The 12,977-nt window shown below is 58.5% G+C and carries 12 protein-coding genes and 1 pseudogene; 5 read left to right on the forward strand and 8 right to left on the reverse strand.

Annotation, left to right across the window (positions count from 1 at the left end; all coding sequences use genetic code 11):
* Positions 1 to 9: 9 nt before the first annotated feature.
* The 6 genes from ACSPHG_RS12120 to ACSPHG_RS12145 form a co-directional block, all read right to left on the reverse strand.
* Positions 10 to 1,038: an MsnO8 family LLM class oxidoreductase gene (locus tag ACSPHG_RS12120; RefSeq protein ID WP_435953738.1), complete on the reverse strand. Its 1,029-nt coding sequence runs from the start codon at positions 1,036 to 1,038 to the stop codon at positions 10 to 12.
* 129 nt (positions 1,039 to 1,167) lie between these two features.
* A complete protein-coding gene (locus tag ACSPHG_RS12125) occupies positions 1,168 to 2,433 on the reverse strand; it encodes a type II toxin-antitoxin system HipA family toxin (RefSeq protein WP_435953740.1) in 1,266 nt (421 codons plus the stop codon).
* A complete protein-coding gene (locus ACSPHG_RS12130) occupies positions 2,430 to 2,753 on the reverse strand; it encodes a helix-turn-helix domain-containing protein (protein WP_435953741.1) in 324 nt (107 codons plus the stop codon). The genes ACSPHG_RS12125 and ACSPHG_RS12130 overlap by 4 nt, the downstream gene beginning before the upstream one ends.
* Positions 2,754 to 2,933: 180 nt before the next feature.
* On the reverse strand, positions 2,934 to 4,604 hold the full coding sequence (tsr, locus tag ACSPHG_RS12135) for a methyl-accepting chemotaxis protein (RefSeq protein WP_435953743.1): 1,671 nt from the start codon (positions 4,602 to 4,604) through the stop codon (positions 2,934 to 2,936).
* A 153-nt stretch (positions 4,605 to 4,757) separates the two neighbouring features.
* Complete coding sequence (locus ACSPHG_RS12140) at positions 4,758 to 5,339, reverse strand: PadR family transcriptional regulator (protein WP_435953745.1); 582 nt, start codon at positions 5,337 to 5,339, stop codon at positions 4,758 to 4,760.
* Between the two features lie 9 nt (positions 5,340 to 5,348).
* On the reverse strand, positions 5,349 to 6,116 hold the full coding sequence (locus ACSPHG_RS12145; RefSeq protein ID WP_435953747.1) for a siderophore-interacting protein: 768 nt from the start codon (positions 6,114 to 6,116) through the stop codon (positions 5,349 to 5,351).
* 271 nt (positions 6,117 to 6,387) lie between these two features.
* On the opposite strand from ACSPHG_RS12145, the gene ACSPHG_RS12150 reads away from it, so the two are divergent.
* Positions 6,388 to 6,603 (forward strand): HP1242/YdcH family protein, encoded by a 216-nt coding sequence (locus ACSPHG_RS12150; protein WP_435953749.1) that lies wholly within the window; start codon positions 6,388 to 6,390, stop codon positions 6,601 to 6,603.
* A gap of 172 nt (positions 6,604 to 6,775) precedes the next feature.
* The gene (locus ACSPHG_RS12155; RefSeq protein ID WP_435953750.1) at positions 6,776 to 7,870 is read left to right on the forward strand and encodes a glycerol dehydrogenase; all 1,095 of its coding nucleotides are present in this window, start codon (positions 6,776 to 6,778) and stop codon (positions 7,868 to 7,870) included.
* Positions 7,871 to 8,214: 344 nt separating this feature from the next.
* On the opposite strand, the gene yqfB is transcribed toward ACSPHG_RS12155, so the two are convergent.
* Together yqfB and ACSPHG_RS12165 are read right to left on the reverse strand one after the other, a co-directional pair.
* Positions 8,215 to 8,523, reverse strand: a complete 309-nt coding sequence (yqfB, locus tag ACSPHG_RS12160; protein ID WP_435956005.1) for a N(4)-acetylcytidine aminohydrolase — start codon at positions 8,521 to 8,523, stop codon at positions 8,215 to 8,217.
* Positions 8,524 to 8,564: 41 nt separating this feature from the next.
* Complete coding sequence (locus ACSPHG_RS12165) at positions 8,565 to 9,767, reverse strand: NAD(P)/FAD-dependent oxidoreductase (protein WP_435953751.1); 1,203 nt, start codon at positions 9,765 to 9,767, stop codon at positions 8,565 to 8,567.
* 177 nt (positions 9,768 to 9,944) lie between these two features.
* On the opposite strand from ACSPHG_RS12165, the gene ACSPHG_RS12170 reads away from it, so the two are divergent.
* From ACSPHG_RS12170 to ACSPHG_RS12180, 3 genes and pseudogenes are all read left to right on the forward strand, one after another.
* Entirely contained in the window at positions 9,945 to 10,451 is a 507-nt protein-coding gene (locus ACSPHG_RS12170; RefSeq protein ID WP_435953752.1) for an RrF2 family transcriptional regulator, read from the forward strand.
* Positions 10,452 to 10,722: 271 nt separating this feature from the next.
* A pseudogene (locus ACSPHG_RS12175) lies at positions 10,723 to 11,718 on the forward strand (PLP-dependent cysteine synthase family protein); the annotation flags it as partial.
* Complete coding sequence (locus tag ACSPHG_RS12180) at positions 11,714 to 12,856, forward strand: trans-sulfuration enzyme family protein (protein ID WP_435953754.1); 1,143 nt, start codon at positions 11,714 to 11,716, stop codon at positions 12,854 to 12,856. The pseudogene ACSPHG_RS12175 and the gene ACSPHG_RS12180, both read left to right, overlap by 5 nt.
* The last annotated feature ends 121 nt before the right edge of the window (positions 12,857 to 12,977 follow it).

A 12,977-nucleotide genomic window follows, 5' to 3' on the forward strand; every position in this document is an offset into this window, starting at 1 on the left:
CGCGTCCCCTTACCAGGCTTCATGTTCGGCGACAAACTCGGCGACGGCAGGCGTCGGACGGCTGCCCGCCAGCAGGCGCAGCGACAGGCCGCGCGCCTGAGGTTCGGCGATGGGGGTATCGATAATAAATTCGTGGATGCCGAACTCTTGCTGCAGGGCGGCAAGCCCCGCGTGAACGGTTTCGGCGGTGCCTTTGAGCAGCGACGGCTCGCGGCGTTCGATGCGTTTTGCCGGGCTGCCCGCCTGGTGCGCAAAGGCGTGGGCCTGCGCTTCGCTGCCTACGCTTACGCGCTGGCCGTTTTCCAGCTCGACGCCCCAGATCTGCACCTGCTCTGCCAGCGCGTCCGCCTGCGCCGCCGTTTTAGCGACGATAACCTGCACCGCCACGATAACGTCGCGCTGGCCGTGTTCGCGCCAGGTTTTCAGCACGTCGGCCAGCAGGGCTTTATCGCCGTTAAGGTGGGCGGCAAAGACAAACTCCCAGCCTAACTGCGCCGCCAGCAGCGCGCTTTCACGGCTTGCGCCCAGCAGAAAACGACCGGCGCCGTGCTGCGGGACGGGCGTGGCGCGCAGCGCCTCTTCGTCATCCGGCGCGGCAGGCAGCGACAGCCAGTTATCCAGCTGAGCCAGCTGGTCGGCAAACGATCCTTTCTCATCCTGATGCAGCCCGCTTTGCAGCGCGCGGGTAGACAGCGGCAGGCCGCCCGGCGCTTTGCCGACGCCAAGGTCGACGCGGCCCGGCGCGATGGACGCCAGCAGGTTGAAGTTTTCCGCCACTTTGTAAGGGCTGTAGTGCTGCAGCATCACGCCGCCGGAGCCGACGCGAATACGGCGCGTCTGCCCCAGAATCCAGGCGATGAGCAGTTCGGGCGACGGGCTTGCCAGACGTGAGGTGTTGTGGTGTTCGGCGATCCAGAAACGGTGATAACCCCAGCTTTCCGCCTGTTGCGCAAGGCTTAGCGTGTGCTGGAGCGCATCCGCAGGGGTTTCATTGTCGGCGACCGGGCTTTTATCCAGCAGGCTGATTCGATAGGACATATCACGCACTCGATTTAATTAACATACCGTCATTAATAGAGTGTCGTGACGCCGCCGTGAAACAATTAATTTACATTTGGTTAGTTAAAAACCGGCAAAGCATAGCCGCAGGTTTTATGAGGGAATGGGCTACCTGAGCAGCCCGTTGAGGTTTTGATCAATGCGCCCGGCCACCCGTCGAATCTCTTCGCGCGGAATGGCCTCGGCCAGATCTTGAGCCACAGCGGTAAAACCGCTCGCGACTTCCGCTACCTCGTCAATAATGGCATTCATCACGTTCGCATTAATGCTGGCGCTCTGCGCCGCCTTCAGCAGCAGGGTGCGCGTAATCCCCGCGCCGTGACCCTGCACCGCCGTTTGATGCTCGCCGCCCGGCCCGTCCTGGAAGGTGAGATCGTAGGCCGGGGAAACCTGCCACTCGCTTTCTTCGTTGAGGATAAACGAGAAGTTTTTCGCGTGGTCGTCACGGTTGTTCATCAGCACGTTGAATACCATGCGCCGCGCCTGGCATTCCCTTTCGCTGACGCTGCGCGTGATCAGGCTGGTCGCCCGGAGAACATCCGTATAATCGAGGCTCGGTAGCCGAAAATCAGCGTGCAGCGCACCGGCCATGCTGAGGACGGGAATACGCATGCCGTTGCGGCGGTCGAAGCGGCGAACGCCAAAGGCGGCCAGACCGTCGTCCAGCGGGAAGTAGCCGCTGGCAGGGAAATCTATGCCCGCAAGCCGCGCCAGCCGAGCGTATACCTCTTCGAGCGCGCAGACCCAGCTCGCCTCCTGGGCCGAGGGGAATTTCACCAGCCAGGGTTCACTGCCGGTAAACGGCGCGGTTGCCATTTCGCCGCTCTGCGCGTTGTATTCCACCACGGCTTTCGGCCGCGCGCCGTGCGGGGAGCCGCCAAGCCGCACCAGTTCGCGCAGGGCTTCGGAATGCTGGCCCGCAACCTCCTGGCGCACCTCCTGGGCGAGTTCCAAAAGGCTCTGAATGTTGTGCTCATCCTCTTTTTTGTCCGGCAGGCTGAGCAGCGGGCGGTAGGTCAGCGCGCCCATCGTGTCTTCGCCGAGCAGGGCCAGCCGGTCGAGAACCGAAACGCGCGCGGGCTCCAGCCGGTTGCGCCGCAGCAGCCGGTCCATCAGCAGCCTTCCCCAGCCGTCCGGCAGGGAGTCCGCCAGAAAGCCGGGCAGCCCTTCCTGATGGCTTTCAAAATCGGCGAAGGTTTCTCCACCTAAGGGCAGCTGGAGGGGGGAAAACTCAATGCCGCGCTCCTGCGCCTGCGGGCTGTACTCAAACAGCCAGCGGCCCCGCGCGGTGCCTTCGGCAAGCGTGCCCAGCGGCCACGCTTCGCCCCACCCCCGATAGATAATTTCCACTCTGCGCAACGGTTGGTAGTTCATGCCGTTTTCTCCTTTTTACGCACGGTGCGGCGGGCGCGCTGGCGGGTGGGTTCCTGCATGGCTTCCATCTGCGCGATGGTCAGCGGCCGGAGCGCAAACAGCGGCTGAAGCTCCTTTTCCAGCCGCAGGGCGTAAACGACCTTCATAAAGTTTTCAAGCGAGCCGCTGCCCTGTCCTTCGAGCTTTTTTAACGCCGATACGGATATCCCCGCTTTTTCGGCCAGCGTTTTTTGCAGCAGGTTACGGCGCAGACGCTGGTCGCGCAGGCGGTTGCCCAGTTCGGCAAGCAGTTCGGTTTCGGTATAGAGGTTAAGAGCCACGTATGCACCTCTTATGCGTAAAAATAGGGGTTAAGGGTTGCGTTTGAAGCTCTTATTATAGCACGGAAGGAGTGGGTATCACATGAAGTTAAGAGCTTTATATGCGACTCTTAAGTGCCAAAAATAGCAATAAGGGCTGCATATGCAGCCCTTAAATTATTGTCGAGAAATGTTCAGCGCTTAGAAAGTTTCCCAATTCTCATCGGTGGTGCTGGCCTGCGCGGGCTTGCGGGGTGCAGGCGTGGATGCGGTCAGCTTCGGCGTTTTCAGCTCGCGGGTTTCTTTCACGCCGTCGTGCGTGATGCGGAACACGGAAACGGCCTGCGTCAGGCGGCTGGCCTGCTCTTCAAGCGCGGCCGCTGCGGCCGCAGACTCTTCCACCAGCGCGGCGTTCTGCTGGGTGACGCGGTCCATTTCGGAAACGGCCAGGCCAACCTGGTCGATACCGCGGCTCTGCTCGTCGGACGCAGAGGCGATTTCGCCCATGATGTCGGTAACGCGGGTGACGGCATTGACGATTTCGTCCATGGTTTCACCGGCGCTTTCCACCAGCGTAGAGCCGGTATCGACCTTGTTAACCGAGTCTTCGATAAGACCCTTGATCTCTTTGGCCGCCTGGGCGCTGCGCTGCGCGAGGTTACGCACTTCGCCCGCTACCACCGCAAAACCACGGCCCTGCTCACCGGCGCGGGCGGCTTCAACCGCAGCGTTCAGCGCCAGAATGTTCGTCTGGAAGGCAATGCCGTCGATAACGCTGGTAATATCAGCGATTTTCTTCGAACTCCCGGCAATGTCGTTCATGGTACGCACGACGTTATCCACCACTTTGCCGCCCTTCTGCGCGGTTTCAGAGGCGCTTAACGCAAGCTGGCTCGCCTGGCGGGCGTTCTCGGCGTTCTGCTTAACGGTGGCCGTCAGCTGTTCCATGCTGGCCGCGGTTTCTTCTAAAGAAGCCGCCTGCTGCTCGGTACGGGAGGACAGATCGTTATTGCCGATGGAGATTTCGCTCGCGCCGCTGTAAATCGCGTTCGCGCCGTTACGCACGTCGCCCACGGTGCTGACAAGCTCGGCCTGCATATTGCGCAGGCTGTCCGCCAGCTGGCCCATTTCGTTAGTGCCTTCCACTTCGATTTTCCGCACCAGATCGCCACCGGCGATATGGCGGATGCTGGCAATCAGGCTGTTCAGCGGCGCGATAAGCGTCGTTTTAATGCCCAGCCAGACGATAACAATCACCACCAGCACCGCGATCAGGATCGTCATCAGGATCCAGATTGCCATGTTGTAGGAGCTGTTGTTGTCGTCCACGGCCAGCTGATACAGGCGGTCGTTCTGCTCGAGGTAGCTGACGTATTGCTGTTCAAAGCCATCCTGATACTTCTGCGTCGGCTGGTCGAAGAAATCGTTAATTTTCCCCGCGCCCAGCAGTTGGATTAGCTCGGCTAACGCGTTGTGGTAGATGTCGTAATTGCGTTTGATCTCCTGGGTTGCCTGGTCGCTCTGGCGCGGGTCGCGCGGCAGGGCTTCATAGGCCGCCCACTGCTCTTCGGCACGCTTTAAGGACGTGCTGGCGATTTGCATGAGTTCATTGACGGTGGAGCCGCTGCCGGTGTTGGTGGTATCCATCATGTAACGGATACCGGCGCGGTTCAGGGTGTTACGGGTTTGCAGCAGCGCGACCCAACTGCCGTTAAGCGTGGATTGCTGCTGGCGGATAGTTTGTAGAACGGTAAAATTTTCCTTGTCACTTTTCAGGGCGTTAAAGAACAAACCGCCGGACGTTAATTGTAAAATCCCGAATAATGCCAGTACAAATAATAGACTGGTGACGACTTTTATACGATTTAACATGCTTTCCCATTCATTTAGCAACAGATACATAATGTTTGTCGGCGTTTGAGGGAAAAACTTTATAATTATTGTGCAGGTATTCAGCAGAAAATAGGGTAATAGCCAGAGTTTTATGTCGTCCCGGGCGGGACGACGGGTGAGTTTTACACTTTATCAGCTGCGTTCGATGTCTTTTGCGGCCTGATCGAGGGTGTCGATAATTTTGTAAAGCGTCTCTTTAGACAGCTCGCCCTTGCCGAGTTTGGTATTGAGCGCCGTTTTGAAGTTGTGGACAGCCCGCTGAACTTCGGGAATGCGGCGGTTATCGCCGAGCACGCCAAGCGACTCGAGGCGGCTAATAACGGCGTCCACCTCGTCGCGCTGCTTTTCAAGGCTCGCTTTCCCTTCGTCCGTCAGCTGCCAGACCTTCTTGCCGCCGGTGCTTTCCTCCGCGTGAATGGCCCCCGTTTCTTCGAGCAGCGTCAGGTTCGGGTAGATAATGCCCGGGCTTGGAACGTATTCGCCCTTCGCCAGCGCTTCGATAGATTTAATCAGCTCGTAGCCGTGGGCGGCGCTGGTGGACAAAATGTTGAGGATTAGCAGGCGGATATCGCGGGCGTCAAACAGCCTTTCGCGACGGTGACGCCCTTTTCCCTCCTGCCCCTGCTGTTCGTGGCCGTGACGACCGTGGCCGCCGTGAATGCCGTGGCGCTCATGCTTTTCGTGGCGGGTATGCAGTAAATGATGAATTCGCATCATCAGCTCCTATTTGTTGTGCCAGTAGGCCACGGCGCGCACGTAGTCGGCGTCCAGAGCGTGGGCTGCCAGCAGCTCGTCGCACAGGCGCTTCACTTCGCCGCCCTCGCCGGTTAACCACACGAAGTAGTCTTCCGCCGGGACGTTAAGCGCCCTGAGCTTCTGGGCGATGGCCGCTTCGCCGTCGAGCCACTCCACCTCGGCGCGTGAAAACTCGCTCAGGTACGACTCGGTTCCAGCGTGATGGCTGTTCACCAGCACGCGCGCCGTGACGTCTTCCGGCAGCGACAGCAGGCGGCGGCGCACGGCGGGCAGCCCGCTTTCGTCGCACACATAGAGCTGCCAGCTATAGTCGGTTGGGATGACCAGCGAACCGCGCGGCCCGCCGATCATTAGGGTATCGCCCGGCCGCGCCGCGCTCGCCCAGCCGCTGGCCACGCCGCCGTCGTGAATATAGAAATCAATCGTCAGCTCGTTGCGTTCGCCGTCAAAGGCGAGCGGCGTATAGTCGCGGGAAACCGGGCGCGGGCCGTCGCCCCAGACGATGCCTTCGTCGGTGATTTCCGGCATGTTGAGCCGGCCATCGCTGTCCGGGAAAAACACTTTTACGTGGTCGTCAAAGCCTTGAGATGAAAAACCGGCCAGCTGCTCGCCGGAAAATACGATGCGGTAGAAACAACCGGCGATGGTTTCTTTGCTTTTTACCGCGAGTTCACGGAATTTAAGTTCATTTTTAACGCGTTTAGGCAGTTTTGGTTTGTTTTGTTCGGAGGTCATAGGGCGCTCTTATGTTTGTTTATGATATATCTTACATGTGTTTTAGCACATCATATTGCGCCTGTCTTTATCAAATTGCGGTTTTATAAGCTGTGTGAATGATTAAAATGTAAGCGTTGCCGCCGTCCCGCTACCCCGATCGCAAATTGACAAACCCATACGATTCTAAACTTCACTTTCGCCGCTCAACGCCTCTACACTGGTTACGGCTTTGATTAAGCAGTACGGCCTACAACCCATCCACCGACTCACAGTCCCAGGGAGGTTTGATATGTTTCCTGAATATCGTGAACTGATCACCGAACTCAAATCCGCCAATCCACGCTTCCTCAGCCTGTTCGACAAACACAACCAGCTTGACCATGAAATTCTGCGCCGGGAGGGCCCCCAGGGTACGGGATACAACGACAAGGTCATCCAGCTAAAAAAAGAGAAGTTAAGGCTGAAAGATGAGCTTTATCAGATGCTGAAAAAAGCCAGCCGGTAACGCTTATCGAGGAAGGGGCAACCCCCTTCCTTTTTGTTTACACCCCGCATCCTGCTTTTGCCCCTTTTCAAACTTTCGAATGAAACCTGTGTTAGGGTAAAAGCGCGGCAATCGGTACAGGGATTGCCAGACGAGATTTTCATAGTGAGAACGACCATCAGGGAGATCAGTTATGAGTAAATTCGTTTTTTCATCACCGCGTAAATACGTACAGGGAATGGGCGTGCTCGGCGAGCTGGGCGATTACATTGCGGAACTGGGCCAGAGCGCCTTCGTCATTGCCGACGATACGGTATGGTCAATCACCGGCGACAAGGTACGCTCGGCGCTTGATTCGGCGAACGTTGGCCTTCACTACGAACGCTTTAACGGCGAATCCTCCGGGAATGAAATCAGCCGCCTGGCGGCGGTAGCCAAAAAGGCGGGCAGCGAAGTGATTGTGGGCCTGGGCGGCGGCAAAACGCTGGATACCGCCAAGGCCGTAGCCGATGAGCTAAAAGCGCCGGTGGCGATTGTGCCCACCGTAGCTTCCACAGACGCCCCGTGCAGCGCGCTGTCGGTGATCTATACCGATGAAGGCGTGTTTGACACCTATCGTTTTTACACCAAAAACCCGGATCTCGTGCTCGTTGATACCGGCGTTTGCGCTCAGGCACCCGCTCGCCTGTTTGCATCCGGCATTGCCGACGGCCTGGCAACCTTCGTCGAAGCCCAGGCGGTGAAGAATTCACACTCGCAGTCGATGGTTAACGGCCTGCCGACCGTGGCGGCGATGGCGATCGCCGAGGCCTGCGAGCAAACGCTGCTCACCTACGGCTACAGCGCCTTCCAGGCGGTCAAGCAAAAGGTCGTCACCCCGGCGGTTGAAGCGGTGGTTGAAGCCAACACCCTGCTTTCCGGGCTGGGCTTTGAGAACGCGGGGCTTGCGGGCGCGCACGCCATTCACAACGGCTTCACCGCGATTCAGGGCGATATCCACCACCTGACCCACGGCGAAAAAGTCGCCTACGGCACGCTGACGCAGATGGTGCTTGAGCAGCGCTCCGACGACGAAATCGCCGAGTACATCCATTTCTATCGCTCCATCGGCATGCCGACCACGCTCAAGGAGCTGCATCTCGATAAGGCGAGCCGTGAGGATCTGGTGAAAATCGGCACCCTTGCCAACAGCGAGGGCGACACGCTTAAAAACCTTAACCCAAACCTGACGGGTGACGACGTTGCCAACGCGATTATCGCGGTGGATGCGTTGAGTAACTCGCTGTAAAACGTAAAAAAACCTCTCCACGCGTTGTGGAGAGGTTTCAGTGATTTACAAATGGATGATGGATGAAAGACGTTGGATGGCGCTGACGCTTATTCAACCTACAAAACCGAAAAATCGTAGGGCGGATAAACGAAGGGCCATCCAACCTACAAAAGCCGAAATCCTTAGGGCGAATAAACGAAGTGCCATCAACCTACAAAAGCCGAAATCCGTAGGGCGAATAAACGAAGCGCCATCCAACCTACAAAAACCGAAATCCGTAGGGCGAATAAACGATGTGCCATTCAACCTACAAAACCGAAATCCCGTAGGGCGGATAAACGAAGTGCCATCCGCCGCCGGGCTTAAACAAGAACGAAAGAGATAACGTGCAGCTCGTTAAGCCCCGGGTAAATCTCCCCAATCACCTCTTTAAGCTGCGCCAGCGTCATATTTTCCTGCCGCGCGTGCTCGTCGGTCAGCTCGCTTAACAGCACCGGCTCCACGCTTATTACCTCAATCGTGCAGAAGTAAACGTCGTCCTCGTAGCGCCCGACCCGCAGGCGCTGCCCCGGCTGGAAGTGGGATTCGGCCTCGTCGCGCAGCGTGATGGTTTTACGGCCCGCGAGAATATCCGCTTCGAAGCGCTGGAAAAAAGTAATGTCGTTCATAATGGCATCCTGATGCTTAATCCTGACGCGCATCATACCGCTGCTTAGACGAACGCCGCCAACGGATCTGCGGTTTCAAAGGCAATTTTACGGTCGGCCTGCGGCGGGTAGATAAGCTCGCTGGTAATAGAAAGCTTCAGCTTCTTGGCCTCCGCGCGGGTGAGCTTCACCTGCTGATCCCAGCCTTCCGTATACACCGCGCCCCAGCCGCCGAGGTCAAGGCAGGTGACGTAGTTCACCTGGCGATAGGTTAAAGGCTCGAAGCCCAGCAGCGACGCCGCCGCGTTGTGGCCGACAAACCGCCCAAGCATGATGGCGTGCTGGCAGGTCATCAGCGCGATGTTTCCCTTATCGTCCGTCGCCGCGCGGGCAACGTCGCCGGTGGCGAAAACGTCTTCGTAGCCGGGAACCTGAAGATATTCATTGACGTGCAGACGCCCCTGGCCGTCGCGCTGGGCGTCAATCTGCGCCGTCAGCGGGCTTGCCTGTACGCCAACCGTCCATATCACCGTGCTGGAAGGAATGCGTTCTCCGTCGGCAAGCAACACCCCCTGCTCGTTCACCTCGGCTACTTCCGCGCCGAGCCGCCATTCCACGCCCAGCGCGTCGCTCGCCTCGCCGATGACCGCACGCAGCGCTTCGCTGTAACGCCCGCCGACGACGTTGCCGCGCTCCACGACGATAACGCGCGGATTGCAGCCCTCGCCAAGAATGGCGCGCAGGCGGTGCGGCAGCTCGGTTGCAACCTCAATGCCGGTAAAGCCGCCGCCGCAGACGACAACGGTATTGCGCGCCTCGGAATCAGGCCGCGCGGCAAGCTGGTTAAGATGCTGCTCGAGGCGCAGCGCGGTTTCAAGTTGGTCAAGATCGAACGCGCGATCGGCGGCGCCCGGCACAAGATCGCGGCGCAGACGGCTGCCGGTGGCGATCACCAGACGATCGTAGTGTTCAGGCGTGCTTTCGTCCTGCCCGTTGTGATACCAGACGCATTTCGCCTGGGTATCGATGCGCTGCGCTGCCCCCTGCAGGAACCGAACCCCGGTGGCGTTAAACAGCGGCATCAGCGGCGAAACCAGCGTTTCTACCTTTTGCTCATAGAAGCGCGGGCGAACGCGCAGTTCGGGCTGCGGGGCCAACACCACGATGTCGATATCGCTGCGGTCGTGCATTGCCGTAAGGCGGGCCGCGCTTAAAGCCGCCCACATGCCCGCAAAGCCTGCGCCAAGAATCAGGATCTTTTCTTTCACTGGATCTTCCTTCCAAGGTAATGCCCGCACCGGGCCGATATCTGCGACTATACTTGTCGCAGTTAACTCCGACAAGTCTTTTCGGAGTTAACTTTATATCGTCAGCAGAAAGCCCTTTCCGTTGCAACCGGGCCTCGATATCCCTACATTACTCGGATTAAACATGGCGGGGGCGATATGGCTTTTTACAGCGCGGGCGTGGAATACGGCATTCATAGCCTGGTGTGTATGGTGGATAACAAGGGTAACGGCGTCGAAATGAGCGTGCGTGAAATCGCCGAGCTGCAGGGCGTTCCCTACGATTATCTCGCCAAAATATTTACCCGGCTTTCCAAAGCCGGGCTGGTCGCCAGCACCGAAGGCAAAGGCGGCGGGTTTATGCTGGCGCGCCTGCCGGAGCAGATAACCGTGCTGGATATCGTCGCGGCCATCGACGGGCCGAAGCATATTTTTGACTGTAAAGAGATCCGCCAGCGCCTTGCGGTGTTCGACGAATCCCCACCGGCGTGGGCCTGCGAAGGCATCTGCGGCATTCGTGCCGTGATGAACACCGCCCAGCAGCGGATGGAAGAAGCGCTGGCGCAGCACACCATCCTCGATTTAGCCCGCCGCGTGTTTCGCAAAGCGCCCGACGAGTTTGTGGTGGAGGTTCAGGACTGGATCCGCGACAGGCGCAGCCAGTAGTCCCGTCTAACCTTAGACAAATTCCGGCAAAGCTATCCCGGCGCACGACCGTGCCGTCGGGCAAACTGTGCAAACTTTAGGCATTTCAGCGCCATTCCGCCTTCGTTTAGCCATCGATATTTCTAAACCGCCATACGGCTCTCCTTCCCTACGGCTTAGATAGCAGATTATATTACTTTGTGTTCTATAGGCTGGTTTTAAGTTCTTTAGACGTCCGCTTTTACCGCCCTATTATCCGCAACATGAACACTTTTCATGTTGCGAGAAAACCATGCCAATTGTAGATTCCGTCCTCGATTTGATCGGCAACACCCCGCTGCTGCGCCTCAATCGGCTTGATACCGGCCCCTGCGAACTGCTGCTGAAGCTGGAAAACCAGAACCCCGGCGGATCGATTAAAGATCGCGTGGCGCTGGCGATGATTACCCACGCCGAGCAAACCGGCGCGCTTAAGCCCGGTGGTACCATTATCGAGGCGACGGCGGGCAATACCGGCCTTGGTCTGGCGCTGATCGCCACGCAAAAGGGCTATCCGCTCATACTGGTGGTGCCGGATAAAATGAGCCGCGAGAAAATATTCCATCTCAAGGCGCTGGGCGTGGACGTGCGGCTGACGCGCTCGGACGTCACCAAAGGCCATCCGGAATACTACCAGGACTACGCTCGCCGCCTGGCGCAGGACATTCCCGACAGCTGCTACATCGATCAGTTCTCTAACCCTTCCAACCCAAAGGCCCACGCGGAAAGCACGGCGGTGGAGATTTGGGCGCAAACCGGCGGCCACGTTGACGCCATCGTGGTGGGCGTCGGTTCAGGCGGCACGCTCGGCGGGCTGCAAAGCTTCTTTAAAACCCGCTCCCCGCACACCGAATTTATTCTTGCCGATCCGCAGGGTTCGATTCTGGCCGACGTGGTGGAACACGGCGCGCACGAAGAGCCGGGAAGCTGGCTGGTGGAAGGCATCGGCGAAGATTTTATTCCGCCGCTTGCCCGCATCGACGGCGTTGCGCAGGCGTACCGCATTTCGGACGGCGAAACCTTTGCCACCGCCCGCGAACTGCTGATGCGCGAAGGCATTCTGGCAGGATCCTCGACGGGCACCCTGCTCGCCGCGGCCCTGCGCTACTGTCGCGCGCAGACCGAGCCGAAACGCGTGGTGACCTTCGCCTGCGACAGCGGCAACAAATATCTCTCAAAAATGTTTAACGACCAGTGGCTCAGCGAGCACGGCCTTGCACTACGGGATCTAAAAGGAAATCAACATGACTAAGTTTGCTACCCACAGCGTACACAGCGGCACGTTTAACGACGCCCACGGGGCGGTAATGCCGCCGATTTACGCCACCTCAACCTTCGAGCAGCCGGCCCCCGGCCAGCACACCGGCTATGAATATTCGCGCAGCGGCAACCCGACCCGCCACGCGCTGGAAACCGCGATTGCCGAGCTGGAATCCGGCAGCCGTGGCTACGCGTTTGCGTCCGGGCTTGCGGCCATTTCGACGGTGCTGGAGCTGCTGGACAGCGGCAGCCACATCGTTGCCATTGACGACGTGTACGGCGGCACCTGGCGTCTTATCGAAAACGTGCGCCGCCGCACGGCAGCGCTTGAGGTGAGCTGGGTAAAACCCGACGATCTGGCGGGGCTGGAGGCGGCAATTCGCCCTGAAACGCGGATGATCTGGGTGGAAACGCCGACCAACCCGCTGTTAAAACTGGTGGATTTGCAGGCCGTTGCGGATATCGCTCGCCGTCATAAGCTCATCAGCGTGGCGGACAACACCTTTGCATCACCGGCCATTCAGCGCCCGCTTGAGCTGGGGTTTGATATCGTGGTGCATTCGGCGACCAAATACCTCAACGGGCATTCCGACGTGGTGGCGGGCCTCGCGGTTGTGGGCGCAAACGCGGAGCTGGCTGATAAAATCGGCTATCTGCAAAACGCCGTCGGCGGCGTTCTCGATCCGTTTAGCAGCTTCCTGACGCTGCGCGGTATTCGTACCCTCGCCCTGCGCATCGAGCGCCACAGCGCCAACGCCCTACGGCTTGCGCAGTGGCTTGCCGAACATCCGGAAATCGAAAACGTTTATTATCCGTGGCTGGAAACCCATCCCCAGTACGACCTCGCCCGTCGGCAGATGGCGCAGCCGGGCGGGATGATTTCGATAGTCGTACGCGGCGACGAGCGGCGCGCGACCGAGGTGATAAGCAGGCTGAAGCTGTTTACGCTGGCAGAAAGCCTGGGCGGCGTAGAAAGCCTGGTCAGCCAGCCGTTCAGCATGACGCACGCCTCCATCCCGTTAGAACAGCGTCTGGCTAACGGCATCACGCCGCAGCTGATTCGCCTGTCGGTAGGCATCGAAGATGCGGGTGATTTGCAGGCAGATTTAGCGCAAGCACTTAAGTAACGCTTAATTATCTAAAGGCAATTTATTGCAGCTACAATATTTTGCCTTTATTGATATCGGTCATAAAAATTAATTTCGCCGCTAATTAAACCTATTGCAGATTAAAGCCGGCCCTTATCGA

The organism is Dryocola baronae (assembly GCF_051297175.1).
In the GTDB taxonomy this organism is placed as follows: Bacteria; Pseudomonadota; Gammaproteobacteria; order Enterobacterales; family Enterobacteriaceae; genus Dryocola.

What these genes read in the sequence shown, in the direction of transcription:
- ACSPHG_RS12125 (WP_435953740.1), bottom strand. Translation starts at nt 2,433, where the DNA reads ATGAACTACCAACCGTTGCGCAGAGTGGAAATTATCTATCGGGGGTGG.
- ACSPHG_RS12140 (WP_435953745.1), bottom strand. Translation starts at nt 5,339, where the DNA reads ATGCGAATTCATCATTTACTGCATACCCGCCACGAAAAGCATGAGCGC.
- ACSPHG_RS12120 (WP_435953738.1), bottom strand. Translation starts at nt 1,038, where the DNA reads ATGTCCTATCGAATCAGCCTGCTGGATAAAAGCCCGGTCGCCGACAAT.
- ACSPHG_RS12170 (WP_435953752.1), top strand. Translation starts at nt 9,945, where the DNA reads ATGGCTTTTTACAGCGCGGGCGTGGAATACGGCATTCATAGCCTGGTG.
- ACSPHG_RS12180 (WP_435953754.1), top strand. Translation starts at nt 11,714, where the DNA reads ATGACTAAGTTTGCTACCCACAGCGTACACAGCGGCACGTTTAACGAC.
- tsr (WP_435953743.1), bottom strand. Translation starts at nt 4,604, where the DNA reads ATGTTAAATCGTATAAAAGTCGTCACCAGTCTATTATTTGTACTGGCA.
- ACSPHG_RS12155 (WP_435953750.1), top strand. Translation starts at nt 6,776, where the DNA reads ATGAGTAAATTCGTTTTTTCATCACCGCGTAAATACGTACAGGGAATG.
- ACSPHG_RS12145 (WP_435953747.1), bottom strand. Translation starts at nt 6,116, where the DNA reads ATGACCTCCGAACAAAACAAACCAAAACTGCCTAAACGCGTTAAAAAT.
- ACSPHG_RS12150 (WP_435953749.1), top strand. Translation starts at nt 6,388, where the DNA reads ATGTTTCCTGAATATCGTGAACTGATCACCGAACTCAAATCCGCCAAT.